Origin of the sequence: Tritonibacter mobilis F1926, assembly GCF_000376545.2 — a bacterium.
Lineage (GTDB): Bacteria > Pseudomonadota > Alphaproteobacteria > Rhodobacterales > Rhodobacteraceae > Epibacterium > Epibacterium mobile.
Genome location: NZ_CP015230.1, coordinates 2,653,806 through 2,680,652, shown reverse-complemented (window position 1 = coordinate 2,680,652; position 26,847 = coordinate 2,653,806). Strand labels below are relative to the sequence as shown.

The 26,847-nt window shown below is 60.5% G+C and carries 28 protein-coding genes; 9 read left to right on the top strand and 19 right to left on the bottom strand.

The genetic code is table 11. From position 1 onward, the window contains the following. Positions 1 to 52 precede the first annotated feature (52 nt). Genes K529_RS12695 through K529_RS12685 form a run of 3 tightly spaced genes read left to right on the top strand, consistent with a single transcriptional unit; the run spans position 53 to position 2,974 of the window. Positions 53 to 1,168, top strand: coding sequence for a Gfo/Idh/MocA family protein (locus K529_RS12695; protein ID WP_080929633.1), 1,116 nt, complete (start codon positions 53 to 55; stop codon positions 1,166 to 1,168). Positions 1,169 to 1,192: 24 nt separating this feature from the next. Further along, positions 1,193 to 2,194 (top strand): inositol 2-dehydrogenase, encoded by a 1,002-nt coding sequence (gene iolG, locus K529_RS12690; protein ID WP_046002767.1) that lies wholly within the window; start codon positions 1,193 to 1,195, stop codon positions 2,192 to 2,194. A 3-nt stretch (positions 2,195 to 2,197) separates the two neighbouring features. Continuing rightward, the gene (locus tag K529_RS12685) at positions 2,198 to 2,974 is read left to right on the top strand and encodes a TIM barrel protein (RefSeq protein ID WP_046002768.1); all 777 of its coding nucleotides are present in this window, start codon (positions 2,198 to 2,200) and stop codon (positions 2,972 to 2,974) included. A gap of 73 nt (positions 2,975 to 3,047) precedes the next feature. Here the strand turns inward: K529_RS12685 and K529_RS12680 are convergent, their stop codons facing one another. The 4 genes from K529_RS12680 to K529_RS12665 all read right to left on the bottom strand — a co-directional run bounded on the left by K529_RS12680 (position 3,048) and on the right by K529_RS12665 (position 6,692). Continuing rightward, positions 3,048 to 4,232 (bottom strand): amino acid aminotransferase, encoded by a 1,185-nt coding sequence (locus K529_RS12680; RefSeq protein WP_005638215.1) that lies wholly within the window; start codon positions 4,230 to 4,232, stop codon positions 3,048 to 3,050. Positions 4,233 to 4,235: 3 nt separating this feature from the next. Then, positions 4,236 to 5,087 carry a 3-mercaptopyruvate sulfurtransferase gene (gene sseA / locus K529_RS12675; protein ID WP_046002769.1) on the bottom strand — a complete coding sequence of 284 codons (852 nt, stop codon included), beginning with the start codon at positions 5,085 to 5,087 and terminating at the stop codon, positions 4,236 to 4,238. A gap of 129 nt (positions 5,088 to 5,216) precedes the next feature. Continuing rightward, the gene (locus tag K529_RS12670) at positions 5,217 to 5,717 is read right to left on the bottom strand and encodes a hypothetical protein (protein ID WP_005631742.1); all 501 of its coding nucleotides are present in this window, start codon (positions 5,715 to 5,717) and stop codon (positions 5,217 to 5,219) included. A 207-nt stretch (positions 5,718 to 5,924) separates the two neighbouring features. Beyond that, positions 5,925 to 6,692: a DUF1013 domain-containing protein gene (locus K529_RS12665; RefSeq protein ID WP_005631745.1), complete on the bottom strand. Its 768-nt coding sequence runs from the start codon at positions 6,690 to 6,692 to the stop codon at positions 5,925 to 5,927. Positions 6,693 to 6,862: 170 nt separating this feature from the next. On the opposite strand from K529_RS12665, the gene K529_RS12660 reads away from it, so the two are divergent. Then, a complete protein-coding gene (locus tag K529_RS12660) occupies positions 6,863 to 7,507 on the top strand; it encodes a ribonuclease T2 family protein (protein WP_005631748.1) in 645 nt (214 codons plus the stop codon). A gap of 67 nt (positions 7,508 to 7,574) precedes the next feature. Here K529_RS12660 and K529_RS12655 read toward each other — a convergent pair whose 3' ends face one another. Beyond that, positions 7,575 to 8,897, bottom strand: coding sequence for an ammonium transporter (locus tag K529_RS12655; protein ID WP_005631751.1), 1,323 nt, complete (start codon positions 8,895 to 8,897; stop codon positions 7,575 to 7,577). A 30-nt stretch (positions 8,898 to 8,927) separates the two neighbouring features. Beyond that, entirely contained in the window at positions 8,928 to 9,266 is a 339-nt protein-coding gene (locus tag K529_RS12650) for a P-II family nitrogen regulator (RefSeq protein ID WP_005631755.1), read from the bottom strand. A 289-nt stretch (positions 9,267 to 9,555) separates the two neighbouring features. Between K529_RS12650 and K529_RS12645 the strand changes: the two genes are divergently transcribed. After that, entirely contained in the window at positions 9,556 to 11,778 is a 2,223-nt protein-coding gene (locus K529_RS12645) for a transglycosylase domain-containing protein (RefSeq protein ID WP_005631758.1), read from the top strand. An 86-nt stretch (positions 11,779 to 11,864) separates the two neighbouring features. Here K529_RS12645 and K529_RS12640 read toward each other — a convergent pair whose 3' ends face one another. From K529_RS12640 to hmgA, 7 genes are all read right to left on the bottom strand, one after another. Next, positions 11,865 to 13,046, bottom strand: a complete 1,182-nt coding sequence (locus K529_RS12640; protein WP_227512296.1) for a GAK system CofD-like protein — start codon at positions 13,044 to 13,046, stop codon at positions 11,865 to 11,867. A gap of 80 nt (positions 13,047 to 13,126) precedes the next feature. Beyond that, positions 13,127 to 13,762 (bottom strand): maleylacetoacetate isomerase, encoded by a 636-nt coding sequence (gene maiA, locus K529_RS12635; RefSeq protein WP_005631762.1) that lies wholly within the window; start codon positions 13,760 to 13,762, stop codon positions 13,127 to 13,129. Then, positions 13,755 to 13,961 carry a DUF2783 domain-containing protein gene (locus tag K529_RS12630; RefSeq protein WP_005631765.1) on the bottom strand — a complete coding sequence of 69 codons (207 nt, stop codon included), beginning with the start codon at positions 13,959 to 13,961 and terminating at the stop codon, positions 13,755 to 13,757. The genes maiA and K529_RS12630 overlap by 8 nt, the downstream gene beginning before the upstream one ends. Positions 13,962 to 13,966: 5 nt before the next feature. Further along, the gene (locus K529_RS12625) at positions 13,967 to 15,574 is read right to left on the bottom strand and encodes an FAD-dependent oxidoreductase (RefSeq protein WP_046002770.1); all 1,608 of its coding nucleotides are present in this window, start codon (positions 15,572 to 15,574) and stop codon (positions 13,967 to 13,969) included. A 124-nt stretch (positions 15,575 to 15,698) separates the two neighbouring features. Continuing rightward, positions 15,699 to 16,649: an MBL fold metallo-hydrolase gene (locus K529_RS12620; protein ID WP_005634506.1), complete on the bottom strand. Its 951-nt coding sequence runs from the start codon at positions 16,647 to 16,649 to the stop codon at positions 15,699 to 15,701. Between the two features lie 82 nt (positions 16,650 to 16,731). Then, a complete protein-coding gene (gene fahA, locus K529_RS12615; RefSeq protein ID WP_005634507.1) occupies positions 16,732 to 17,988 on the bottom strand; it encodes a fumarylacetoacetase in 1,257 nt (418 codons plus the stop codon). A gap of 115 nt (positions 17,989 to 18,103) precedes the next feature. Beyond that, complete coding sequence (gene hmgA, locus K529_RS12610; protein WP_005634513.1) at positions 18,104 to 19,459, bottom strand: homogentisate 1,2-dioxygenase; 1,356 nt, start codon at positions 19,457 to 19,459, stop codon at positions 18,104 to 18,106. 76 nt (positions 19,460 to 19,535) lie between these two features. On the opposite strand from hmgA, the gene K529_RS12605 reads away from it, so the two are divergent. Together K529_RS12605 and K529_RS12600 are read left to right on the top strand one after the other, a co-directional pair. After that, positions 19,536 to 19,994, top strand: coding sequence for a MarR family winged helix-turn-helix transcriptional regulator (locus K529_RS12605; RefSeq protein WP_005634515.1), 459 nt, complete (start codon positions 19,536 to 19,538; stop codon positions 19,992 to 19,994). Continuing rightward, positions 19,991 to 21,238, top strand: coding sequence for an adenylate/guanylate cyclase domain-containing protein (locus tag K529_RS12600; protein WP_005634518.1), 1,248 nt, complete (start codon positions 19,991 to 19,993; stop codon positions 21,236 to 21,238). Before K529_RS12605 ends, K529_RS12600 begins: the two co-directional genes overlap by 4 nt. Positions 21,239 to 21,439: 201 nt before the next feature. On the opposite strand, the gene K529_RS12595 is transcribed toward K529_RS12600, so the two are convergent. The 4 genes from K529_RS12595 to K529_RS12580 all read right to left on the bottom strand — a co-directional run bounded on the left by K529_RS12595 (position 21,440) and on the right by K529_RS12580 (position 24,570). Next, positions 21,440 to 22,249 carry a division plane positioning ATPase MipZ gene (locus K529_RS12595; protein ID WP_005618244.1) on the bottom strand — a complete coding sequence of 270 codons (810 nt, stop codon included), beginning with the start codon at positions 22,247 to 22,249 and terminating at the stop codon, positions 21,440 to 21,442. Between the two features lie 240 nt (positions 22,250 to 22,489). Then, on the bottom strand, positions 22,490 to 22,711 hold the full coding sequence (gene rpmE / locus K529_RS12590) for a 50S ribosomal protein L31 (RefSeq protein WP_005618243.1): 222 nt from the start codon (positions 22,709 to 22,711) through the stop codon (positions 22,490 to 22,492). An 11-nt stretch (positions 22,712 to 22,722) separates the two neighbouring features. Then, positions 22,723 to 23,094: a 50S ribosomal protein L19 gene (gene rplS, locus K529_RS12585; RefSeq protein WP_005618242.1), complete on the bottom strand. Its 372-nt coding sequence runs from the start codon at positions 23,092 to 23,094 to the stop codon at positions 22,723 to 22,725. Positions 23,095 to 23,367: 273 nt separating this feature from the next. Then, positions 23,368 to 24,570, bottom strand: coding sequence for an MFS transporter (locus K529_RS12580; protein WP_005618240.1), 1,203 nt, complete (start codon positions 24,568 to 24,570; stop codon positions 23,368 to 23,370). A 67-nt stretch (positions 24,571 to 24,637) separates the two neighbouring features. On the opposite strand from K529_RS12580, the gene K529_RS12575 reads away from it, so the two are divergent. Further along, a complete protein-coding gene (locus K529_RS12575; protein ID WP_005618238.1) occupies positions 24,638 to 25,063 on the top strand; it encodes a helix-turn-helix domain-containing protein in 426 nt (141 codons plus the stop codon). Between the two features lie 48 nt (positions 25,064 to 25,111). Here K529_RS12575 and K529_RS12570 read toward each other — a convergent pair whose 3' ends face one another. Next, positions 25,112 to 25,444: a YegP family protein gene (locus K529_RS12570; protein ID WP_005618234.1), complete on the bottom strand. Its 333-nt coding sequence runs from the start codon at positions 25,442 to 25,444 to the stop codon at positions 25,112 to 25,114. Positions 25,445 to 25,649: 205 nt separating this feature from the next. Between K529_RS12570 and K529_RS12565 the strand changes: the two genes are divergently transcribed. Beyond that, on the top strand, positions 25,650 to 26,042 hold the full coding sequence (locus K529_RS12565; RefSeq protein WP_005618231.1) for a hypothetical protein: 393 nt from the start codon (positions 25,650 to 25,652) through the stop codon (positions 26,040 to 26,042). Here K529_RS12565 and trmD read toward each other — a convergent pair whose 3' ends face one another. Continuing rightward, on the bottom strand, positions 26,043 to 26,843 hold the full coding sequence (gene trmD / locus K529_RS12560; RefSeq protein WP_005618228.1) for a tRNA (guanosine(37)-N1)-methyltransferase TrmD: 801 nt from the start codon (positions 26,841 to 26,843) through the stop codon (positions 26,043 to 26,045). Positions 26,844 to 26,847 lie beyond the last annotated feature (4 nt).

The window sequence follows — 26,847 nt, the reverse complement described above, 5'->3', positions numbered from 1 at the left end:
TGTAATCGCTCATCACCAAAAATGGAATGAAAATTCCATATGGGAGGTTTTTGTGACTCTAGGTCTTGGTTTGATCGGAACCGGCTTCATGGGCAAGGCGCATGCGTTGGCCTATGGCTCTGCCGCGGCGGTATTTGGGGATCTGGCGCCGGTGCGTCTGGCGCAATTGTGCGACACGCCTGCGCAGAAGGCGCGCGATCTGGCGGCTCAGTTCGGGTTTGCCGCAGCCACCGACGATTGGCGCGCCCTGATCGCCAACCCGGAGGTCGATATTGTCTCCATCACCACACCCAATGTGCTGCATAAGGAGATGGCGCTGGCGGCGATTGCGGCCGGGAAACATGTGCATTGCGAAAAACCACTGGCGCTGACGCTGGAGGATGCGCAGGAGATGGAAGCTGCGGCGCGTGCCGCTGGGGTGCGCACAAAGGTGGGGTATAACTACATTCACAATCCCGCCGTCACCCATGCCCGCGCATTGATTGCCGAAGGGATGATCGGAAAGCCCGTGCATTTTCGCGGCTGGGTGGATGAGGACTATCAGGCCGACCCGGACCTGCCGTGGACCTGGCGCGCCACCCGCGCGGATGCGGGGCTTGGTACGCTGGGCGATCTGGGCTGTCATCTGGTGTCGATGTCGCATGTGCTGATGGGCGAGATCGAGAGCCTGATTGCTGATACGCAGATCATCCATGAAACCCGCCCCCTGCCCGATGGAAGCGGCCGCGCGGCGGTGGAGAACGAGGACACCGCCTCGGCCATCATCCGATATCGCAACGGGGCGCAGGGCACGCTGTGCACCTCGCGCTCGGCCTGGGGACGCAAGAACAAGCTCGACTGGGAGGTGCATGGCACCAAGGGTATGATTACCTTCAGTCAGGAGCGGCTGAATGAACTGAAGCTCTATGTAAACGAAGGCCCACGCGCGCAGCAGGGGTTCCGCACCATTCTGACGGGGCCGGAGCATGCACCCTATGGGGCGTTCTGCCCGGCACCGGGGCATCAGCTGGGCTTTGGCGATCTGAAAACCATCGAGGTCGCGGGGTTCCTGCGCGCCATTGCGGCGGGCGAGGAGAGCTTTCCCAATTTCACCGACGCGCTGGAGTTTGAGCGCGTCATCCATGCTATCGACATTTCGGCCCGTGAGGGCCGCCGCGTCACCCTGTGACGCCAGCACAAAAGGAATACGCCTATGAAAGTCGCATTGTTTGGCGCGGGCCGCATCGGCAAGGTCCATGCCGCCTCCATCAAGATGGATCCGCGCTCAGAGCTGGTTGCGGTCACTGACGTTATGGCCGAGGCCGCCGAGGCGCTTGCGCAGGAGCATGGCATCGCGGTGCGCACACCCGAGGAAATCTTTGCCGATGCGAGCATTGACGCGATCCTGATTGCCTCCTCGACCAACACGCATTCCGACCTGATCGAGGCGGGCGTGAAGGCGGGCAAAGCGATCTTTTGCGAAAAGCCCATTGATCTGTCGCTGGAGCGCGCGCTTCAGGTCCGCCAGATTGCCGCCAGCCACGACAAGCCGATGATGATGGGCTTCAACCGCCGCTTTGACCCGAACTTTGCCGCCGTCAAGGCCGCGCTGGACGCGGGCGAGATCGGCAAGGGCGAGATGCTGGCGGTGACCTCCTATGACCCTGCGCCGCCGCCGGTAAGCTATATCAAGGTCTCTGGCGGTCTCTACCGGGACATGATGATCCATGATTTCGACATGTGTTCGTTCCTGTTTGGGATGCCGGTGAGCGTGATGGCGCATGGGTCGTGCCTTGTCGATCCGGAGATCGGCGCGGCGGGCGATGTCGACACCGCCGTTGTGGTGCTGACCTATGCGGACGGGCGCATCGCCACCATCCGCAACTCGCGCCGCGCGCCCTATGGCTATGACCAGCGGGTGGAGGTTCTGGGCTCCGAGGGTACGCTGGCGGCCGAGAATGAGGTTGAAAACACCGTGGTGAAATCGACCACCGCCGGGGTGCAGTCGGCTAAGCCCGTCTATTTCTTCCTAGAACGCTACATGCGCGCCTATGCGATCGAGTGGTCGGCCTTTGTCGATGCGGTGGTTGCGGGCGCGCCGGTGCCCGCATCGATACAGGACGGCGTCAATGCACTGGCGCTGGCCGAGGCGGCGAACCGTTCGCTGGCTGAGGGGCGTCCGGTGGCGATTACTTCGGACCTGATCGGGGGCTGATCCATGGCGTTTACCCTTGCCGCCTGCGCCGAGATGCTCTGGCAGGACAAACCGATCGAGTGGCGCTGCGCGCAACTGCACGAGATGGGGTTTCAGGTTGGGCTGTGGAACTGGCCCGACCATGATCTGAACACGCTTGAGGCCTCTGGCGCGGTGTTCTCGATCATGAATGGTTACCTTGAGGGGCGGCTGTCGGATGATGCGGGCGCGGATATGCTGCTGGCCTCGGCACGGGAAACGGCGCTGGTGGGCAAGCGGCTGGGCGTGGCGCGGCTGAACCTGCATGGCACCGGGCTGGGTGAGGGCGGACGGCCAAAGCTGGCCGAAGTGGCGACACCGCTGAAATGGGTCAAGGCCATCGACACGCTGCATCGGATCTGTGATCTGGCCGAAGAGCTGGACGTGCAGTTCACGCTGGAGAACCTGAACCTGCCGGTGGATCACGCGGGCGTGCCTTTCGCGCGGGCCGAAGAGACGCTGGCCCTGGTCTCGGCGGTGAACCGGCCTCAGTTGCGCCTGAACCTCGACCTTTATCATGCGCAGATCGGCGAGGGGAACCTGATCGAGCTGTGTCAGGCGTGCCTGCCGTGGATCGGAGAGATTCAGGTCGCCGATGTGCCGGGGCGATGCGAGCCGGGCACGGGCGAGATCAACTACGCCGGGGTTGCGCGCGCCTTGCAGCGTATGGGCTATGACGGCCCGGTGGCGATGGAGGCCTTTGCGGCGGGCGATGAACTGGCCGCGCTCGATGCGTTTCGCGCGGCCTTTACCGTAACTTAGCGCATTAATCCTGCGGGAACCAAAAACGCGCCCTCATGGGGCGCGTTTTCGTATTCAGCTATGATAAGGCGGATCAGACGCCAGCGTCGACGATTGCCTTAGCGAGGATCGGCACGGTCTGCGCGTTGAGGCCTGCGATATTGAGGCGGCTGTCACCGACCATGTAGATGCCTGCATCCACACGCATTTTCTCCACCAGCTCCGGCGTGGTGCCGAGCAGAGAGAACATGCCGCGGTGCTCTGCGATAAAGCCAAAACGGTCAGATCCGGTCAGGCGCTGCAACTCGTCCGCGAGCTGCTGACGCAGGGCGAGCATACCCAAACGGGTTTCTTCCAGTTCCTTCTGCCAGTCCGCGCGCAATTCAGGATCGTTCAGGATCGTGGTCACAACGCGCGCGCCGTGATCGGGCGGGAAGGAGTAGTTCTGACGGTTCAGATAGGCGAGTGTCTTTTGGTTCAGACCTTCTGCATCGCCCTGCTGGCTGATCGCCATCAACAGGCCGGTGCGTTCGCGGTAGATGCCGAAGTTCTTGGAGCAGCTTGCCGCAATCAGGCATTCCGGCACCGAGGAGGCCACGAGGCGCACGCCAGCGGCGTCTTCTTCGAGACCGTCGCCAAAGCCCTGATAGGCGATGTCGATCATCGGGATCAGGCCGCGCGCGTTGAGCAATTCAACCACGGCTTGCCACTGGGTGAGGTTCAGGTTGGCACCCGTCGGGTTGTGGCAGCAGCCGTGCAGCAGCACCACGTCGCCTTCTTTTGCGCCTTTGAGATCCTCGATCATACCGTCGAAGTTCACGGCACGGGTCTCTGCGTCAAAATAGCGATAGGTCACGGTCTCGATGCCGACGTATTTCAGGATCGACACATGGTTCGGCCATGTGGGATCGGACACAAAGACGCGTGCATTGGGGTTGGCCATCTTGATCAGTTCAAACGCCTGACGCACCGCGCCGGTGCCGCCGGGGGTGGCGACGGCGGCGATTTTGCTGCGCTCGACTGCTGTATCAAGGATCAGGCCGATCATTGCGTCGGCATAGGCGGGATCGCCCGCGAGGCCAGTGTAGGCCTTGGTGGCTTGCTCGTCGATGATGCGCTGTTCTGCGGCCTTTACGGCGCGCATCACCGGGGTCACACCCTCGGCGTTCTTGTAGACACCTACACCCAGATCGACCTTCTGGTCCCGCGGATCATCGCGGTACATCTGCATCAGCGCCAGAATCTTGTCGGCAGGCTGGGGTTTCAGGTTCTCGAACATGTCTTAGTTGTCTCCGGTTGCAACGGGAAGAGTGGGGAAGGCGCCCCATTCGCTCCATGAGCCGTCATAGAGCGCGTGATCGTGCTTGCCCATGCGCTCCATGGCGAGGCTGAGCACGGCGGCGGTGACGCCCGATCCGCAAGAGGTAATGGCAGGCTTCGTGAGGTCAACACCAGCGCTTTCAAAGATGGAGCGCAAGGCGTCCGGGTCTTTCATGGTGCCGTCGTCATTGAGCAATGTGGTGAAGGGCACATTCTTAGAGCCGGGAATATGGCCTGCGCGCATGCCGGGCCGGGGTTCGGGGGCTTCGCCGCGGAACCGGTCCGCCGCGCGGGCGTCGATAATTTCGTGATCGCCGAGTTTGGCGGCAGAGGACACTTGTGTCACATCGCGCACCAGCTGGTTTTGTACCCGTACCGTCATGTGGCGGTCGCGGATCACCGGCGGCAGATCCTCCAGCGGGCGGCACTCGGCGGTCCATTTTGGCAGACCGCCATCCAGCACGGCCACATTGACCTGACCCATCAGGCGGAAGAGCCACCAGACACGGGCGGCGGAAAACAGGCCCGCGCCATCATAGACCACCACCTGATGCCCGTCGCCGACGCCCATGGCGCGCAGGCGGGACATGAATTTTTCAACCGGGGGAGCCATATGCGGCAGATCGGAGCGATGATCAGAGATATCGTCGATATCAAAGAAGCGCGCGCCGGGGATGTGCCCCGCGTCATACTCTGCCTTAGCATCGCGTTCCATCTGCGGCAGATACCAAGACGCATCGAGAATCCGCAAATCGGGGTCCTTTAGATGCGCGGCCAGCCAGTCGGTGGAAACCAGGGTTTTCGGATCGTCCATACTCAACGCCTCCCGGGACTTGCGTTGGCAAAATGCCTACTACCCGCGCCCCGGTCGTGCAAGGCCGCTTGCCATGCTTTCACGCAGGCGGCCCCAGTTGTGCGTTGAAATACCGGTTTTGCGCCGTGTTTACCCCACAACGCGCAGGGCAGGTGCGCCGCGCAGCCGTTGCCGCGCGCCCGAAGGGAAGCGATCTGCAAATGACAGACCGGCGCGGATGAGGTCGGGGTCCATTTGCCCGTGGGTCAGGGCCTCGACCGCGTCGCGCGCCTTGGCGGTATTGTCGCGGCGCATGTGGTGCAGCATGGCGAAAAACTGCGCTTCATCGGCGCTGAGCAAGTCGCGGGTATCCAGATCAAGCGGATCATTGGAGCTGAAATCACCGCTTCTGAGTTCAAGCACCTCGCGCACCACGGGCCACAAGGTATGGGCAACCGCCAGACCATGTGCCTCGCCCCAGTTTTCAGCCGCAATGATAAAGGCGCGGTGCCACGCCTGACTGCCCGGTGCGTTGGCCGCCGTAACAAAGTGGCGCATGATCGACACCAGCCGGGTCTCAAACGGATCAAAGCCAAAAGCCACCAGCGGGGCCTGCGCCAGTTCGGGAGTGAGAGGAACCTGAAGTGTCATAATCTGCGCCTTTTACCTGTCCGCCCGCAGCGGTCGCATCAGGGATGCGGTCGGGCTGTTCACATTCTGACCGGGCAAAAAGGCTGGGCGTTATTTTCTTAGTTATTTTGTCGGATATTGACAAGGGGCAAAAAAACACCGCAGGGCAAGAGGCTCTGCGGTGCATTGTCGGCGTCAGACGGTGCTGAGGCGAGAGGGGTGCCCCTCTCAGTAGCGCGGATCGTCGCTGTCGTCGTCTTCGTCCTCATCGCTGCTGGCGGGGAGGTTGAAGAAGCTGTCGGCGTCGACGATTTCGTCTTCTTTCTTGTCCTCGTCATCGGAGGAGCCAAGCGTAAAGGTCTCAAGCCCCTCAATGGCGGTCGGGATCTTGGGTTCTGCGTCCATTTCCAGCGATTGTTCGGTGGAGACCAGTTTGCGGCGCTCGTCGTCGCTCATCACGCCACCTTCGGCAGCGCGTTTCTTGGCGGCTTTTTGCACGGCGGCATCCAGTTCGGACTGTTTACACAGGCCAAGGGCAACCGGGTCAATCGGCTCCATGTTGGAGATGTTCCAGTGGGTGCGCTCGCGGATCGACTGAATGGTCGGCTTGGTGGTGCCCACCAGCTTGGCGATCTGTGCATCGGCCAGCTCGGGGTGGAATTTCACCAGCCAGAGAATCGAGTTCGGGCGGTCCTGGCGTTTGGACAGCGGGGTGTAGCGCGGGCCACGGCGCTTTTCTTCGCCTGCGGCTGCGGCGTTGAACTTCAGCTTCAGCTTATGCAGCGGATTGTTTTCCGCTGTGTTGATCTCGTCCTGCGTCAGCTGGTTGTTGGCAATCGGGTCAAAGCCCTTCACGCCAGCAGCCACATCGCCATCTGCGATGCCCTGAATTTCAAGCTCGTGCATGCCAACGAAATCGGCGATCTGCTTGAAGCTGATCGTGGTATTGTCCACCAGCCACACGGCGGTCGCCTTGGCCATCAACGGTTTTGCCATGTGCTTTACTCCTTCGAAACACGTCTGCCCCCGACGGTGTGACCGGACAACCTGCGGATAAACCTCTCCCGTCGCCTTAGATCGGCTTCCCCGGAGCTTCGGGGCGGGTTTCCGTTGTCGGGGAACTTCAGGTCTATATAGTCGCCTCGAAACCATAAGGAAAGAGGCGAATGCGGGGAGTTTTGTTCACAATATTAGCGGCTGCGGGGCTCTTTGGGGGTGCGGCGCAGGCCGAAGGTGAGCGAGCGGGTGAGTTTGACTATTACGTGCTGGCGCTGAGTTGGTCGCCCAATTGGTGCGCGATTGAGGGCGACGCCAAAGGGTCAGAGCAATGCGATGAGCGGTATGATTACGGCTGGACGTTGCACGGGCTGTGGCCGCAGTTTCATCGCGGCTGGCCCAGCTATTGCCGCACCAAAGAGGCGCCGCCGCGCCGGCGTCAGACCAGCGAGATGAGCGATATCATGGGCACATCGGGGCTGGCGTGGCATCAGTGGAAGAAACACGGGACCTGCAGCGGTCTGTCAGCGCAGGGCTATTTCGACCTGTCGCGCGAAGCCTACGCAAAAATCACCCGCCCCGAGGTGTTTCGCCGTCTCGACAAGGCGGTAAAACTGCCTGCCTCCGTTGTGGAAGAGGCGTTTCTGAAAGCCAATCCAACACTTACGGCCGACAGTCTCACGATCACCTGTCGCGACGGGTTCATACAAGAAGCGCGGGTCTGTCTGTCGCGTGATCTGGAGCCGGTGCCCTGCGGACGGGATGTTATCAAGGATTGCACCCTGCCCAACGCGGTGTTCGAGCCGGTGCGCTAACACGCTGAAGACAATGAAAAACGCGGCCCCAAAGAGCCGCGTTTTTTGGTCTTTATCGGGCTGAGGGTCAGCTTGCCTTGAACTCCGGGTAGGCGTCCATGCCAAGCTCCGCCATGTCGAGGCCGTTGATCTCGTCTTCTTCGGTGACGCGGATGCCCATGGTGGATTTCAGGATCATCCAGACCACGCCGGAGACCACGAAGGTAAAGGCCCCGATGGCTGCAAAGCCGATGATCTGGGTCACAAAGGACGTGTCGGCGGTATAGAAGGGAACCGCGAAGGTGCCCCAGAAACCGGCCAGAAGGTGAACCGGGATCGCACCCACCACGTCGTCGATCTGCATCTTGTCGAGCATCGGCACGGCAAAGACCACGATCACACCGCCCACGGCCCCAATCCACAGCGCGCCAAACAGCGTTGGATCAAGCGGACCTGCGGTGATGGAGACCAGACCGGCCAGCGCGCCGTTCAGGATCATGGTCAGGTCGGGCTTTTTGAACAGCAGTTGGGTCAGCAGCAGCGCGGTGACGGCCCCCGCCGCAGCGGCCATATTGGTATTGGCAAAGATACGGGACACATCGGTCACATCGCCCACGGTGCCCATCGCCAGTTGCGAGCCACCGTTGAAGCCGAACCAGCCGAGCCACAGGATGAATGTCCCCAAAGTGGCCAGCGCAAGGTTGGAACCGGGCATCGGAACGGTGCGGCCATCTTTGTATTTGCCAATCCGCGGACCGAGGATCAGGGCACCGGCGAGGGCGGCAAAGCCACCAGCGGCATGCACCAGAGTAGAGCCTGCAAAGTCAGAAAAACCCATCTCGGAGAGGAAGCCGCCGCCCCACTGCCAAGACGCCTCGATCGGGTAGATCACCCCGGTGAGGATCGCGACAAAGATCAGGAAGGGCCACAGCTTGATCCGCTCGGCCAGCGTGCCTGACACAATAGATGCGGTGGTCGCGCAGAACATCAGCTGAAAGAAGAAGTCAGACCCGGCGGAGGCATAGTCGAGCGCCGCAGCATCCGCGCCAAGGCCCACAGGCTCCAGCGAGGTGACCGCAAAGAGCGGGCCGAGCACGCCCGGCACAATCCAGCCTTCGCCCGGATACATCAGGTTAAAGCCGATCAGCCAGTACATGATTGCGGCGATGGAGAAGAGCGCCACGTTCTTGGTGAGCTGCATGGTCACGTTTTTGGAGCGCACGAGACCTGCTTCGAGCATGGCAAAGCCTGCGGCCATCCAGAAGACCAGAAATCCGCCGATCAGGAACAGGAGCGTGGTGAAGATATAGGGGGTGATGTCTGGTGTCTCTGCTGCGGCGTCCTGCGCGAAGGCCAGACCCGGCAGGGTCGCCAGCGCCGTGGCGGCGAGTGTCACTGTCAGTTTCTTCATTTTATTTGGCTTTCCTTTGCGAAAGGCGCGTTAGAGCGCGTCTTGATTGGTTTCGCCGGTGCGCACACGCACGGCTTGGCCGACATCCAGAACGAAGATCTTGCCATCGCCGATCTTGCCGGTGCGGGCGGTCTGGGTGATGGTCTCGACGACCTGATCTGCGAGGTCGGAGGGCACCACGATTTCGAGCTTCACCTTGGGGACGAAGTTCACCTCGTATTCGGCCCCGCGGTAGATTTCGGTGTGACCCGCCTGCGCGCCAAAGCCCTTGATTTCGGTTACCATCAAACCTGAGACCCCAAGAGTGGTCAGCGCCTCGCGGACCTCTTCGAGTTTGAAGGGTTTGATGGCTGCAATGATCAATTTCATCTCGTCACCCTTTCCCGGGCCCTGCGCCCGCTGTTTGCAGGTGCAGAAGATCGCTCCTCTCGAGTCGTGGGAACGCGGCACTGGGGTCAAGACGCCTGCTTTATGGGCTTCGGCTGAATAATTTCGCTGAAAAAAGGAGCTTTGCTTGTTATTTAGGCGCAATTTAGATGGGGTTTGGCGGAAAACCGCCTCTCTACATCCTGAGCCAGAGCCGCTATTCTGTGCAAAACAGGCAGGGCGTAAGTCCGCCAAGACCTAAAAGACGAGCAGTCAGAACAGGATTTTCAGTATGACGCAGGGGCGCAATTCCGGGCGCGGAACTTCTGGTCGCGGGCGTGGCCCGCTGGTTGCGGAAAAACGCAACGTGGGCGGGACAACACGCAAACCGGCAAAAAAGGCAACAAAGACGCGCACACCGCGTAAGGCCAAGCGCGGCTGGAGCCTGTTTGGACGCCGCAAGGCAAAGCGTGCCGCACCCCGCAAGCGCGGCCTCATTGGCTGGCTCTTGATGCCGTTTCAGATCGTGTTGCGCGTTGTCTGGGCGGTGAGCTGGCGTATGGGGGTTGTTGGCGGCATCTTCTTGGCGGGCGCGGTGGCCTATCATTATTCCAAGCTGCCCGAGTATCAGGCGCTGCTGGATGGCCGTCATCAAGGCTCGGTGACGCTTTTGGACCGCGAGGGCAAAACATTTGCGTGGCGCGGCGATCAGTTCGGCGGCGTGGTGACGGCGGATACGGTCTCTCCCCATCTGAAAAATGCGATTGTCGCCACTGAGGATAAACGGTTCTACCGCCACTTTGGGATCTCGCCACGCGGCATCGCCAGTGCGGTGCGTATCAACCTGAGCGAAGGGCGCGGGCCCTTGTCGGGTCACGGCGGGTCAACGATCACCCAGCAGACTGCCAAGCTGATGTGTCTGGGTGTGCAATATGACCCCACGGTCTGGGAGAGCGAAGCCGCTTATGAGAGCGATTGCCGCCAGTCTTCGCTGTGGCGCAAGGCCAAGGAAGCCATCTTTGCGATGGCAATGGAGGCCAAATACACCAAGAACGAGGTCCTCTCGATCTATATGAACCGCGCCTATATGGGCGGCGGGGCCCATGGTGTAGAGGCCGCGTCTCAGCGCTATTTCGGCAAATCCGCAAACCAGGTGAACCCGCCTGAGGCCGCGATGCTGGCGGGTCTGCTGACCGCACCTTCGACGCTGGCACCGACCAATAACATCGAGCGGTCGCGCAATCGCGCCGCCACGGTGCTGCGCCTGATGGAAGAACAGGGCTACCTGAGCGAAGAAGAACGCCAGATGGCAGCGGCCAACCCGGCAGAACTCAGCGAGGCGGCAGCGGCGCGGGCTGGTGGCTATTTCGCGGATTGGATCATGGACACGGTGCCAAGCTTCCTTGGCGATCAAACCACAGAGGATGTGGTGATCCGCACCACGCTTGATCAGCGTCTGCAACAGGCGGCTGAAGATGCGGTGACCTTTGTGTTTGAAAACAAGGTGCGTGAGGGCTCCAAGGCACAGGCAGCCGTGGTTGTAATGAGCGCCGATGGCGCGGTGCGGGCCATGGTGGGGGGGCGCAAAGTGCGTGCCTCTGGTGTGTTCAACCGCGCGACACAGGCGAAACGTCAGACCGGATCGGCGTTTAAGCCTTTTGTCTATGCGGCCGCGCTGGAGCTTGGCTATTCGCCATATGACCGGGTTTTGGACGCAGAATACTGCATCGATATTCCGGGATCAGGCCCGTGGTGCCCGCAAAACTACACCCGCAAGCACTATGGCGAGATCACGCTGGCCCGTGCGTTGCGCGATTCTCTCAACATTCCGGCGGTCAAAGTCTCTGAGGCCGTGGGGCGCGACAAGGTGCGTCTGGTTGCTGGAGAGTTCGGCATCGACAGCGATCTGGCGGATGGGCCGTCGCTGGCGCTGGGGGCGTCCGAGAGCACCCTGTTGGAAATGACGGGCGCCTATGCGGGCATTCTGAACGGTGGCTCATCGGTGACGCCTTACGGTGTGGATGCGCTGACCTTGGTGGGCGATTCAGAGCCCTTGATGGGCGCTTCTGGCGGGATGGGAGAACGGGTGATCCGCCCCGTCGCCGCACAAGAGCTGATCTGGATGATGGAAAAAGTCATCTCAGAAGGCACTGGACGCCGCGCACAGATCCCCGGCTGGCAGGCGGCTGGTAAATCCGGCACCACATCGGCGGCGAAAGATGCATGGTTCATTGGCTTCACCGCCGATTACGTCGCCGGGGTCTGGATGGGCTATGATGACAACACGCCGCTGACCGGTGTGACCGGTGGTGGTCTGCCCGCAGAGATCTGGCGCGAAACCATGGTGCGTGTCCACAAAGGGTTGGAGCCGCAACCGCTTCCGATGAAAGCACCAGAGCCAATCGTCGTGCCAGAGCCGCAACCCCAGCCGCAACGCCGCAATGGTGGCGGCGGTCTTGGCCGCGAGATTGAACGCACACTCAATGGCGTGTTGCAGGATATCTTTGGCAACTGATGCTCAGGTTTGTGTCGCCCGGTGCGTCTCAGCGCATCGGGCGCCATGCTTTGTTCCTTGATAGTCCCGGATGATCAGCCCTCCACTTAGGCCAGTGAGATCAGCAACTCACAAATCGCATCGGGGTTATAGCGGTCGGTATGGTCCCTGCGGGCGAGCGGCAGCGCAAGACAGGGGATGCCGTGATCCTGTGTGACGCGGTCGCGCTCCGATGCAGCGACGCTCGCGTCACAGATAACATGGGTTAAAAACGCGCTATTGGGCACATCACAAGCGTCTCTGCGCAAAGGCTCCAGCAAGGCCGCGACCTGATCGCTGAGGCTCATGGCGTGACATTCCGGGTCCGTGCCAAGGCTTGGAATATAGACTTTCGGCACGGTGCGCGCGGCAATGGCCCGGCCCACGCCTTGGGGCAGAAGATTGCACATGACGCTGGAATAGAGACTGCCGGGCGGATAGCAGATCAGCTCTGAACTGGCGATCAGCTTCTGGTTCCGGTCGGGCAGTTGCACAGCATCGGCGGGCAATTCCGCCGTGCCGTCCGAGAGGAAGAGGCGCGCGATACGGGTGCCGAGCGGCGCGCTCTCCTTGCCTGTCATCTGGCGCTGACCGAAGACGCGCCGCCCGTCCTGAAGCTGCGCGCCGATCTGCAGGTTTACATCCGCAATCGGGCGCACGGTGCCGCGCACATCCACCATTTTTGACATCAAAAACAGCACCGGCTCCAGCACTCGGTCGTGATCCAGATAGCCCCCGGCGAGGATCAGGTTGCCGATGCTGGCGTTGCGATAGTCCAGATCCTTCGGTGCGGCTCTCTCAAAATGGCGCAGATTGCCGACGATCAACTGCCGCATCGGTTTCGACAGCGCCTTGAGCAGCGGGTGAGATCCCTCAAACAGGCTGGCGACCTCTTGCATCAGATCCTTCTGGTTGCCGTCTTTTGGTAAGCGGTGTGAAAACAGCCGGTAAATGTCGGGCTGTCCCAGTTCCGTCTCATCCGCCAGCGCCATCAGGCGGCTGCGCAAATCGCCCACCGCGGGCATCCCAAAGGCCTCGCGCAGCACCTGCGAGGAGCCGCCACTGTCAAAGGGCGTGATCAGATGCACCGAGTTATGGGTGTATTGTTTGAGTTTGCGCGAAATCTCATTCAGGGCGCTGCCACCGGAAAAGAACAGCAAGCGCGGCCCCAGATTGGGAGCGGCACGAGACCGGGCGATGCGCAGCGTATCGGGAAGGGTGGCGTGGCGTAAAATCGCGATGTCGGACATGGTCATCCATTGATGCAGCTCTTCTGGACCATGCCACCCCTTTATCCAAAACGCCACCGTGCGCGGCGGATGAAGGATCGTTAGCCCGGCTGATGCTGGTCCGGATGCGCAGCGGCAAAGGCTGGATGATCCGCGCAGGTGGCCTCGATCCGCTTCAGGCGAGGGAAGGGGCTGAGGTCGACCTCCCAGCGCCGCGCATTATAGAGCTGCGGCATCAGGCAGATGTCAGCCAGCCCGGGGCGATCACCGGTGCAATAGGGGGCCTCATCCCAACGATTGAGCAGCGCATCAAATGCCGCAAGCCCGGGGCCAATAAACTGGCGCATCCAGTCGCCCATCTGCAAACTGCCGCCGCTTTGCGCAACGCCGAAACGGGCAACAGAGAGGTTGCAGACCGGATGCAGATCGACCGCGATTGACTGTGCCAAAGCCTCGACATGGGCGCGCTCGGCCGGGGTGTTGGGCAACAAGCCAAGATCGCGGGTTGTGTTCAGGTAGGTGAGACAGGCCAGCGACTGCGTAAACCGATGCCCGTCGATTTCCAGCACCGGCACAAACCCCTGAGGATTAAGCGCCAGATGATCCGGGGACCGCTGATCGCCTGCAACCAGATCAACGACGCGGCTCTCGTAAGCGATCCCTGCAAGGTTCAGCGCGATGCGCAGACGGTAGCTGGCCGAGGAGCGCCAGTAATCATAAAGCACCGCCTCAGTCATCGCGCAGCCCTCGTTTTGCCTCTGTTAGAGCCTGTTTCAGAACCTGTGGGTCGCCAATGTGGTTGGCCAGAAGCAGGATCAAGCGGGCATTCAGCGCATCACTTTGGGCCTTGGTCAGTCCCTCATGTGCAGCCAGCAGCAGGGCGTAACTGTCATCAGGTTTCGCAAGGTTCGGGGTCAGGGTCAGGGCATCGGTCATATGGGTCACTCCTTACCGATGGCGCGGCGCAGGGCGGCGCGGAAATGGGGCGCGTCAAAGCGGTCCATCCGGGTGGCGACATGCTGATCCGGGCGGATCAGATAAACCGCAGCAGCGGCGTCTCCCAAGTAACGCTCGGCCAATGCCGTGTGGGTTTCAGTGGTGAGCGCCAAAGACGAGACGGCCACGCCGGCCTCTTCGAACCCGTCGGGCACCTCTGCATTGATCGACAGCAAGGTGAACCCGCCGCCGAGCTGCGCCAACAGGTAGCCTGCGTCCAGCGGCACATCGGGGCAGGGCGCACCGGGACGGGTGCGGGCAGGGCCACCGGGCAGCTGGTCGGCAGAATTGAGTCGGGAGCCGTCATAGACCGAGGGCACCGAGAGGCGGCCCGAGTTCACCAACGGGCGGGCAAAGCCGTGATGTTCAGAGAGATCCAGCACCGCATCGCGGAAGATGCGCGACATCTCTGATTTGGGCGTAATGAAGTCGGTCGAGCGGGAGGAGTTGAGGATATTCTCATCCGCCGCCGCCAGCCGCTCGGCATCGTAGGTATCCAGAAGGCTCTGGTCCGCGACGCCGTCCAGCACCAGTTTCAGCTTCCAGATCAGGTTGTCGGTGTCTTGCAGGCCAGAATTTGCCCCGCGTGCGCCAAAGGGCGAAACTTGATGCGCGCTATCCCCGGCAAAGATCACCCGCCCGTGGCGAAATTTTTCCATCCGGCGGCACTGGAACGTGTAGATGGAGACCCACTCCAACTCGAACTGAACGTCGTCGCCCAACATCGCCTTGAGGCGCGGGATCACGTTTTCGGGCTTTTTCTCGGCCTCTTTGTCGATGTCCCAGCCCAGTTGCAGGTCGATGCGCCAGACGCCGTCAGGCTGTTTGTGCAACAGCGCCGACTGACCTTTGTTGAAGGGCGGATCGAACCAGAACCAGCGTTCGGTCGGGAAATCCGCATCCATGACCACATCGGCAATAAGGAAGTTGTCCTCAAACACCCGGCCCACAAAATCGAGCCCCATCTGCGCACGAATAGGCGACCCCGCACCGTCACAGGCAATGAGCCACTCGGTTTCCAGCCTATAGGCGCCGTCCGGAGTCTCCACTGTCAGCGCTGCATAATCGCCGTGGTCCGAGACATCCGTGACGCGGTTCTTGCCGCGCATTTCAATCGGCGCGCCCTCAGCCTGCAGGGCGCGGACGCGGTCAACGAGATATTCCTCGATGTAGTATTGTTGCAGGTTCACAAAGGCCGGAAACTGGTGGCCATCTTCGGGCAGAAGGTTGAAGTCATAGACCTTGCGATCGCCAAAGAAGACTTTGCCGACGTTCCATTCCTCTCCCTTGCTCGCCATCGCATGGCCAACACCAAGGCGGTCGGCGATTTCCAACGTGCGTTTTGCAAAACAGATCGCACGAGAGCCAAAGCTTACTTTGTCATTGTCGTCCAGTACCACCACCGGAACGCCGGATTGTGCAAGGTCGATAGCGGCAGCAAGGCCCACGGGACCTGCCCCCACCACAACCACCTTGTGGCGCGCAGGCGGATGCGCGTCCTGATCCGCATGGCGCGTATATGGGTATAGCGGCACCTCAAAAATCTTGTTCATCCGGTTTCCTCCCTCCGGGCAAGCAGGCACGGGTCCGGTCCCGCGACTTGGGGACCGGTGCAGGGGCGGACAAGGCCGCCGATGCGTTCAAAATAGGCTCTAAATCAGGTTTTAGAGCCGAAAATCAGGACTGCAGCGCCTCCCACATCTCCAGATCGCGCTGGGCGGTCCAGATGCGGGGGGTGTCGATGCCTCGGGCCTCGTCATAGGCGCGGGCGACGTTGAACGGCAGGCAGTGTTCATAGATTGCGTAGTCTTTGAACTTGGGATCACAGGCCTCGCGCACCGCGTCCCATGCTTCCTTGAGGGACCCACCACGGGCGGCAACCTTGGCTGCGGGGCGATAGGTGCTCTCGACAAAATCGCGGGTGTTTTCAATGGCAGCGTTGACCATGTCCTTGCCGACCAGCGCGTCGCCACGACCGGGGGCGATGGCGTCCACATCATAGGCTTTGATATTGTCGAGCGTGTTGCCCCAGTCGCCAAAATGCCCGTCGCCGCAGTAGCAGGCGGAGTGGTATTCGACGATGTCGCCGGTGAACATGACGTTCTGGTCCGGCACATGGATCACCGCATCCCCTGCGGTATGGGCGCGGCCCAGATGTTTGATGTCAATGCGGCGATTGCCGAGGTAGACGGTCATACTGTCCGAGAATGTTGTGGTCGGCCAGGTGAGGCCGGTGATGCTTTCATGGCCCTCAAACAGGCGCGGGAAGCGCTGGAATTCGCTATCCCAGTCCTCCTGGCCGCGTTCGACGACCATGGCGCGTGCGGCGTCGGACATGATGATGTTCTGGGCACCAAAAGCCGAGGCCCCCAGCACACGTACCGCGTGGTAGTGGGTGAGCACCACATGGCTGATCGGCTTGTCGGTGACGGAGCGCACACATTCGATCACCTTGTTGGCCAGGCGCGGGGTAGCCTGCGCCTCAACAATCATCACCGAGTCATCCCCGATGATGACGCCCGAATTCGGGTCACCCTCGGCGGTGAAGGCATAAAGCCCTTCGCCCACTTCGGTGAAGGAGATCTTCTTTTCGCTCATGTCGCCTTGGGATGCGAATGCCTTGGCCATGGTTGCGTATCCTTTTTGTCTGTTCCGCCGGAGGTCAGGTTGGGATGCCTCCGGTGGAGGTATTTATGAAAAGATGAAGGCGTCAGCGTGCGAAAGGATCGCTGAGCGCGGGCAAGACCGTGCCGGTGCAGTCGCCAAACCCGATGGTGTAGCCATCGCCTTTGGCCGCGCCCTTCAGCGTGAGCGTGTCGCCATCCTCGATAAAGCTGCGGGTGTCGCCCGAGGGCAGCGTGAGTGGCTCCTTGCCGCCCCAGCTGAGTTCAAGGAGCGAGCCACGTTCGTCCTTGTTAGGGCCTGATATGGTGCCGGATCCCAGCAGATCGCCCGCGTTCATCGGACAGCCCGAGGTGGTGTGATGCGCCAATTGCTGCGCGGCGGAATAGTACATTTCCTTGTAGTTGGTGCTTGCGATGGTGGCCTCTTCGCCACCCTCAGGACGCAGGGACACGGCAAGGTCGATGTCATAGAGCATCGGGCCGCAGTCCTTCAGGTGATCCAGAAGCTCTACTTCGCGTGCAGGTGTGTCGCAGCGGAAAGGCTCTAATGCGGCTTTGGTGACGATCCACGGGCTGATGGTTGTGGCAGTCGCTTTGGCCTGAAAAGGGCCGAGCGGCTGGTATTCCCAAGCCTGAATATCGCGCGCGGACCAGTCGTTCAGCAGCACATAGCCAAAGATGTGATCATCCGCTTCTTGCACCGTGATCGGCCCATCCGATGGCGTGCCAACAATAGCGCCCATTTCCAGCTCGATATCAAATCGTGCGCAAGGTGCCCAACGGGGCGCGTCATCATTTGGCCCCTTGAGCTGGCCCCAAGGACGCCGCACATCGGTGCCAGACACCACGACAGAGGACGCGCGACCGTTGTATCCGATCGGGATGTGCAACCAGTTTGGCGGCAGCGCGTTCTCCGCGCCGCGGAACATGGTGCCGACATTGGTGGCGTGGTGACGCCCGGCATAGAAATCGGTGTATTCCGATACCATAAAAGGCATGTGCATCTCGGCATCGGCCATCGGCACAAGGCAGGCTTCGACTTTCTTTTGCTCTTCTGCGCCCTCTTGCAAAAGCGCGATCAGGCGATTGCGAAGCGTGGCCCAGACCGCAGGACCTTCTTCCATAAACTCGTTCCAGAAGGGCAACTCGAACAGCGCTTCCTCGCCCATATCAACCAGTCCAGCCGCTTCTGCCGCCTGCAGGTCGAGGATCATGTCACCAATCGCCACGCCACAGCGCGGATCGCTGTCGGTGGTCGAAAACACACCATAGGGAAGGTTATTCAGCGGAAAAGGGTGGTCAGCGGAATTGGCCGACGTCACCCAGGATTTTTTCAAAGGCATGCGCGTTCCTTTTTAGTGGTGAGGGCTCTGTCGGCCCTCCTTCAGCTTTTTACAAATATCTCGGGGGTGAATGCGGCCCCAATTGGGGCCGCAGAGGGGGCAGCGCCCCCGCCCCTTACTTCTTACCGGGTGTTCCGTCGAATTTCTTTTCCAGATCGCTCCAGCAGTCGATGTATTCATCCTGAAGCGGGGCCTCATTGGCGGCAAATTCCGTCAGGTGCTGAGGGAAGCGGGTTTCAAACATGAAGGACATGGTGTTCTCCAGCTTCTCCGGTCCGAGGTTTGAATTCGACGCGCCCTCAAAGGCTTGTCTGTCGGGACCATGCGGCAGCATCATGTTGTGAAGGCTTACACCACCGGGGACAAAGCCCTGCGGCTTGGCATCATACTGGCCGTAGATGTTGCCCATCAGCTCCGACATGATGTTCTTATGATACCACGGCGGGCGGAAGGTGTTCTCGGCCACCATCCAGCGTTCGCGGAACAGCACAAAATCGATATTGGCCGTGCCCGGCTGGCCCGAGGGCGCCGTCAGCACGGTAAAGATCGACGGGTCAGGGTGGTCAAACAGGATCGCGCCCACCGGGCAATAGGTGCGCAAGTCGTATTTATAGGGCGCGTAGTTGCCGTGCCATGCAACCACATCCAGCGGGCTCTGGCCGATCTTGGTCTCATGGAACTGGCCACACCATTTCACGGTCAGCGTTGAGGGCACTTCACGGTCCTCATAGGCGGCCACAGGTGCCTTAAAATCCCGCGGGTTGGCCATGCAGTTTGCACCGATCGGACCACGGCCGGGCAGATCGAATTTCTGACCGTAGTTTTCGCAGACAAAACCGCGCGCCGGGCCATCCAGCACTTCGACACGGTACACCAGACCACGCGGGAGGATGGCGATTTCTTTAGGCTCGATGTCGATGATACCGAGTTCGGTGGCAAAGCGCAGGCGGCCTTCTTGCGGGACCACCAGAAGCTCCGAGTCGGCGGAGAAGAAATATTCATCCTTCATCGACTCGGTCACAAGGTAGATATGGGTCGCCATGCCGACTTGGGTGTTCACATCCCCCGCCGTCGTCATGGTGCGCATCCCCGTGAGCCAGGTCAGCCCCTGATCCGAATGCGGCACCGGGTCCCAGCGGTATTGGCCAAGCGAAATCACATCCTCTGGAATATGCGGCGCGCTCTTCCAGTACGGCAGGTCGATTTTCTCATAGCGGTGTGAATGTTTGACACTGGGGCGGATGCGATAACACCAGGTGCGCTCGGGGCGTTCTGCGGTAAAGGCGGTGCCGGAGAGCTGTTCGCCATAGAGCCCGTATTCGCACCTTTGCGGGCTGTTCATCCCCTGCGGCAATGCACCGGGCAGGGCTTCGGTTTCAAAATCATTCCCAAATCCGGGCATGTAGCCCTCATGGGTGCCCTGATTGGACGGGGCTTGAATCATCTGGTCAGGCAAAGCGTGACGGGTCATTTTAGCCAACCTCCTCTTGCATTTCCCTCTCGGTAATAGTTGATTTTGTAACTAACAAGAGATGCGGAGCGCGCGTATGGACAAAAATGATGATTTTATAGTGCAGGATTTCCTGCCGTTTCTCCTGAATCGGGCGGCAGAGGATTCCTCGCTGGAGTTCCAAAAGCTCTACAAGGGGCGCTACGGCATGCTGCGAACCGAATGGCGGGTGCTGTTCCATCTCGGCATGTACAATCGCATGACCGCGCGAGACATCAGTCAACGGGCCAAGATCCACAAGACAAAGATCAGCCGCGCCGTTGCAAAACTGGCGGAACGCCGCTGGGTCAGTCGCAGCCGGGATGAGGCTGATCGCAGGGCAGAGCACCTTGAGTTGACGGCGGCGGGGCGCGGTGTCTACGACGATCTGCGCAAGCAGGCGCGGGCGTATGACCAGAAACTGACCAAGGGGTTTTCGGCTGGCGATGTGGCGCTGTTGCGCCGTATGCTACGGCAGTTGGCCAGCATGGAATGCCCGGTCGATCTTGAGTCATGACCCACCATGAGGAGGATGGGGCAATTCACGCCGCCACCGAAGATCTAAAGAACTGGCTCACCCGTCAGGGGCTTAAATCCCGTGGACGCGAAGAGCTGTTGCGCGCCTTTTGCGAACGACTGGTCAACCACGGGGTGCCTTTGCTGCGGATGCAACTGGCACAGCGCGCGCTGCACCCTGAGTTTGGGGGCATTGGGTTTACCTGGACCCGCAAGGACGGGATGAACGCCGAGTATTTTGGCCGCGTCGATCACAAAGAACCGCATCATGAGTGGCTGCAAAGCCCGTTTCATGCGCTTCTCACCTCGGGCGAGACTGAGATGCACAGTGTGTTCAGCGCGCAGGATGTGTCGCGTTTTCCGATATTCGCCCGCCTCAAGGCGATGGGCGCAACGAGTTACTTTGCCCATTGGCAGCCGTTGGGGCCTGCCAGCGATACCGCCTATGAGCCTGAACGCCCTGATGCTGAGGGCCTCGTGGTGTCCTGGAGTTTTGACGGCGCGCCCGAGGACGCCGCGCCCTATCTAAACATCATTCGTGGGGTATTTGACACGCTGGCTCTTGTGCTTGCAGGCGCGGGGAACCGCGAAATGGGGCGCGCGTTGTTGCAGGTCTATCTGGGCCGGGATGCCGGGGCGCGCGTGCTGTCCGGGGAAATCGCGCGCGGGTCGTCTCAACATATTGATGCGGTGATCTGCCTGTTCGACCTGCGCGGCTTTACGGCGCTCTCTGAGGCTCTGCCGGGCGAGGCAATGGTCGATTTGCTGAACGACTATTTCGGCCATGTGGTGGAGCTGATCCAGTCACATGGCGGCAATATCCTGAAGTTCATGGGCGATGCGGTCATGGCGATGTTCAACCTTGGCACGCTGCAAGAGGATGCGCAGGCCGCATTGCGCGCCGTAGCGGAACTGGGGCCACGGATAAAAGCGGTCAATGCCGCCCGCGCCGCAGAAGGCCTGCCGCTGGCCGAATATACCATGGCCCTGCATGCGGGCGAGATTCTCTATGGCAATATCGGCGCGCCCAATCGGCTGGATTTCACCGTGATCGGCCCAGCCGTGAACCTGACGGCGCGGATTGCGGACATGCATCGCACGGTGGAGCGCTCGATCATCCTCTCGGAAGACGTCCGCAATGCGGCAGGACCTGACGGAGAGGGTCTGATTTCAGTAGGGCGTTACATGTTGCGTGGGGTGGCAGAGCCGGTGGAGCTTTTTACGTTGTATCAACCGGAGGTGTGAGGCGCCAACCAAGCCCTCGCACATCTTAGTGGCATTTCACAAACGCTGTCGGTCGAAGAGGTTTCCACCCGTAACCGGGTGGACCCGCGCGCGCCGGGCCAAAGGCCCGGCGCGCGCCCTTCGCCGATACCGATCTGGCACACCGAAGGTGGGTCAGGGCAGGGGGCGGAACCCCTGAGTGCCCCTACACAGCCCCTTGGATCAGATGTCGATCTCGACTTCGGGCAATTCCAGCGCCTTCATCATATCGCGCAGCTCCTGACGTGCGGCGATATTCGAGATGTTGAGCTGTTTGACGCCCACATCCTTCAGATCCAGCAAGGTCAGGCCGCGCGGGAAGAGTTCGCGGAAGATCACGCGCTCAGAAAAGCCCGGTGCGACGCGAAAGCCGATCCGCTTGGAGAGCATATTGATCGCGCGCTCCATCTTTTCCTTGTTGACCATGCGCTGGGTGCCGACCCGGTTGCGGATCACGATCCAGTCGATGGGGGGCAAACCCGCCTGCGCGCGCAACTGGCGCGCGTTCCAGACCATTTCGGAGTAAACCGAGGGGCCTTTGATTTTCTCGCCCTTCTCATCCGTATGCGCCAGCAGGTCAAAATCCACAAAACTGTCATTGAGCGGCGTGATCAATGTGTCGGCCAGCGAATGCGCCACTTGGCTCAGCCGGGTATGCGAGCCGGGACAGTCGATCAGGATGAAGTCGTATTCCGGCTCCAGTTCGGAGATTGCCGCAGAGAGACGCAAATCATAGATGTTCTCGCCGGGCTGCAACGTGTCTGCGTCGATCTCCGGAAGCTCGTGCAGCGAAACCATCGGTAGGTCGAGGTTAGATGCAGCAATAAATCCGAGCCGGTTTTCCAGGTAGCGACCAAGCGAGCGTTGCCGCAAATCCAGATCCAGACCTGCCACCTTGTAACCCATACGTGCCAATGTTGTGGCCACATGCATGGAGACGGTGGATTTCCCTGCGCCGCCCTTTTCGTTTCCGACGACAATGATATGCGCCATCTTACGGATCCCTTTAAACCTGCGCTGCTTTTGCTGCCGCGCCTTGTGCTTTGGGTGGACTATAAGCGCCAGTCGAATCAATGGGAAGCGGCCAAAAGGCCCAAGTTAGAGCCTATTTTCCGTGAGGCCGTGGCGGAATGGCCATTCAGGACTTTATTGTGTTCAAATGAAGAACGCCGCCCGAAAAGGGGCGGCGTTCGACAGGAAATCCGATGTGGATAAGTCCGTGGAAGGATTGGATTAGAAACCCAGACCTTCGTATTTTTTCTTGAACTTGGACACGCGGCCGCCGGTGTCCATCAGGCGGGAGGAGCCGCCGGTCCACGCGGGGTGCGCGGAGGGGTCGATGTCCAGTGCCAGCTGGTCGCCTTCGCTGCCCCAGGTGGAGCGCATTTTGACGATGGTGCCGTCGGTCATTTTGACGTCGATGAAGTGGTAGTCGGGATGGATGTCTTTTTTCATGAGACCACTCCTTACGCTTTGGCTTTGTAGTTTGCGTCTTCAGCGATACGGGCGGATTTGCCGCGACGCGAACGCAGATAGTAGAGTTTCGCACGACGCACACGACCGCGACGAACAACTTCGATAGAGTCGATGTTGGTGGAATGCAGCGGGAACACACGCTCCACGCCTTCGCCGAAGGAAATCTTGCGAACGGTGAAGGAACCAGCGATGCCGGAGCCGTTCTTACGGCTGATGCAGACGCCCTCATAGGCCTGCACACGGGTGCGGGTGCCTTCGGTGACTTTGTAGCCGACGCGGATGGTGTCACCGGCTTTGAAATCGGGGATCTCTTTCCCCAGCGCAGCAACCTGCTCCGCTTCGAGTTGTGCGATCAGATCCATGATCGTCTCCTATGTTGCTCGTGGTTATATCCACGAAGGTCTTGTGATCCCCCAGAGCTCTTGGTCTTCACCGGGTCCGCGATTGCGCCCGCCAGAGATGTGGTGTCGTTACTTGTCGTATTCGCGTTGGGCTGCAGGGCCGCCGAAGAAGACAGCGCAGACACGCAAAGCGAGCCCGGACGACTCATGACGAGCCCCGGACGCGCGGTATCTAGGCCAGATGAGGCCAGTTTGCAAGCCTGTTACGTGATGCCAAGAGGTACTGATGTCCCCTCAGACCTCGCGCGTTTGTGGCTTTTGCATGCTGTGGAAGATCAGGGCAGTGATCGCCGCTAAAATAAGGGCCGTTGCCAGCGTTGCAAAGGTGCCGGAATAGCCAGTGCTGCGCACCAATGGCAGGCTCAAAAAGGGCGAGATGATCTGCCCCAAGAAGACCGAAGTGGTCATCACACCTGCGGCCCGCCCGCGGCGGCTGGCAGGCGCAGAGCGCAGGGCGATTTCGTTGAAATTCGGCGAGACAGTGGCAAAGCCCAACCCAACGAGCGTTGCGCCGACAAAGATCACCGTAAGCCCCGGCGCAAAGGCCAGCGTTGCCATGCCTGCGCCCATGAGACCATAGCCGAGCATGAACAGTCGGGCATGCCCAAGGCGTGGTTTCAATGCGCCATAGCGGGTGGCCGCGAGTGTCCCTGCCAGTGTCAGCGCCCCCATGACCGCGCCGATGATGGCTGTGTTCTCAATCCCGTGGCTTGCCACAAAGAACGGCACCTGCGTTGGCATTGTGAAGAAACAGATCGTGGTGAGCATCTGCAAAGCCGCCATTGCCCAGAGCCCCACGCCCAGCCCCTGCGTGGCCTCATGATCCTCTGTGGATGTGGTCTGTGCCACTTGCGGACGCTTGGGTTCGGTGATTGCCGTCCAGAGAAAGGGCAAGATCAGCAAGGCGACGCCGTGAATTGCAAAGGCGTGCATCGGTGACATCAAGGCCAGAACACCAGCCAGCGTGATCGAGACCAGCCCGCCGAGGTTGCGCGCTGAGATCTGCAACCCCAAGAGGCGACTGCGCGCGGCCCCGTCAAAGTAATCCGCGATGAGCGCGGTTTGAGCCGTCATAATAAGCGCTACGGCAACCCCCAACGCAAGGCGGCTTGCAAGGATTGCCTCAAGGCTGTTCAGCACCATGCCAAGGCTTCCTGCCAGTGCAAACAACAGCACGCCTGCCAACAGGAGTGCGCGCTTGCCAAGCCGGTCAGCCAGCATCCCGGCCCAGCCTGCGATCAGCACAACGGCGACGGAAGGGGCAGGCACGAGGAAGCGGGTCAATAATGCCGCATGCGGATGCTCGGCAAAGCGTGCCTCCAATCCCGGCAGCGCCGGGCTGATGGCGGCATTAGCCATGGTTGTCAAAGTGGCGGCCAGCAAGAGGGCCACCGCGCGGCGATCCAGCGCGGGGAGGGGAGAGGGGGAGGCAATCATCGAGTTCTCCTTGCCAAATTCAAATTCGATGGGCAGGCTACGAATTCAAGTTAGCTTGAGGTCAATAATGAAATTGCTTGATATTGGTGAGGTCGCAAAGCTGAGCGGCGTGAAGCCGTCAACACTGCGCTACTACGAGGAAAAAGGCCTGATTCAGTCGCTGTCGCGCAATGGGCTGCGGCGCCAATATGGCCCCGGCGTGCTGGAACAGCTGTCGCTCATCGCGCTTGGCAAGCAGGGAGGTTTTGCGCTGGATGACATTGCCGCCATGTTTGGTCCCGGCGGCCGTCCGCAGATCCTGCGTGAGGATGTGCAGGCGCGCGCTGAAGATATGCGCAGACAAGCCCAGCGGCTGGAGGCGCTTTCGGAAATGATGCACCATGTCGCGGTGTGTCCTGCGGAAAATCACATGGAATGCGAGAAGTTTCAGCAGCTCTTGCGGTTGGCAACACGGGTGCAACGGCGGGGTGCAGCCTCCAAGGCAAAAAGCTGAACCCCGACATTTGCCGGGGTTCGCATCAAAGGGACCTGTGTGATGGGATCAAGTCAGATCTTCGACGCGCGCGTCTGGCGCGTTTGATTTGACGGATTCGATGCCGCCATCGCGCCCGGATGCGCTGGCGTAGCTTTGCGAGGTGCCGATGACCTGACCGTTTGTGGCCTTGAGGTTGAACATATGCTTGCCCGCAGCGGTTTCCTTGCGCTCATAGCGGGCATCTTCGCTGGCGTTCTTCTTGACCGACTCGATGCCATTCTCGGCGCTGGATTTTTGCTTGTAGCCTTCGCTGGCCAGAATGTTCTCGCCATTGCCAGCTTTGAGGCGAAAGCGGTACTCGCCCGCATTGTCGGTGTAGAGTTCGAACTTACCTGCCATCGGAGGTCTCCAGTTATTACGTTCACTTACCGCGAGGACTAAAGCACGACATGGACCACCCGGCAACGGGGGCATGCTGAGCGACAGGGGGGTGATCCATCCATAGTGTCACGCCGATGTCGCCGAAGGTCAGAGCGGGGTTGCACCGGATTGACCCTAGGGCGCGCTCAGGCCACTATGACGACAAACCGCAGGAGACATTTAAATGGTTTTAAAGCACTGTTTTGCGTTGGGATTTTCGGCGCTAATGATTGCCGGGTGCGAGTATGCCGGACCCGACTCTGATGCGGCGGCACAGAAACGGGCACAGAATGAGGCGCTTTGGGCCGAGCGTACGACCGTGCGCGATGGCAGCAAGGCCTATGCGTTTAGTGCGGATACAACGCGCGGATTGGCGTTGATGGCCCCGGCTGCGGATGGGTTTGCCTATACCGCATCGGATCTGGAGCGCATCGCCAGCGCCAAAACCGGCTGCACCGCAGTGTTTCAGGACGGTATCCTTGAGCTCTTGAACGGCTACACGGAGAAAACGAACCTGCGCAGCATGCAAGAGCAACTGGACAGTTTCCGCAGGTGGCAGCTTAAACTGACGTGCTGATCACGTGTCAGACTTGCGGGCCTGATGCGCGGCCCAAAGATCCGGGCGGCGCTCTTGGGTGATCTTTTCGCTCATGTCCTGCCGCCATTGCGCGATTTTGCCGTGGTGGCCGGACATCAGCACCTCGGGGATCGCGCGTCCTTTCCACTCTGCCGGACGAGTGTATTGAGGATGTTCAAGAAGGCCAGAGGAGAAGCTCTCTTCCTCGGTTGAGGCCTGATTGCCCAGCACACCGGGGATCAGCCGGACGGTCGCGTCAATGAGCGCCTGCGCGGCCAACTCGCCGCCCGTCATCACAAAATCCCCAAGCGAGACTTCTTGGATGCCGTAGTGTTCAAGCACACGTTCGTCGACGCCCTCAAAACGGCCACAGAGCAGCGTCATACCATCGCAACGGGCGAAGTTCTGCATCATCTGCTGGTCCATCCTGCGACCACGTGGCGACAGGTAGATGAGCGGCCAGTTGCCGCGTGTGCCTTGCATGGCGTGTTCAATCGCCTCGCCCAGCACATCGGCGCGCAGCACCATGCCCGCGCCGCCACCGGCAGGCGTGTCGTCGACATTCTTGTGCTTGCCGATCCCAAAGGGGCGCAGATCCACGGTTTCCAACTGCCAAAGCCCCTGCTGCAGTGCTTTGCCGGTCAGGCTTTCGCCCAAGACACCGGGAAAGGCCTCTGGAAACAGAGTCAGGATCTTGGCCTTCCACACGCCCGCAAGGTCCGGCGTATCGCTCATCAACTTGCGGGGACGCAGGCTTGCACCGATTGAGATGCGCCCATGGGATTTTGTTGGTTTGCTCATGAGA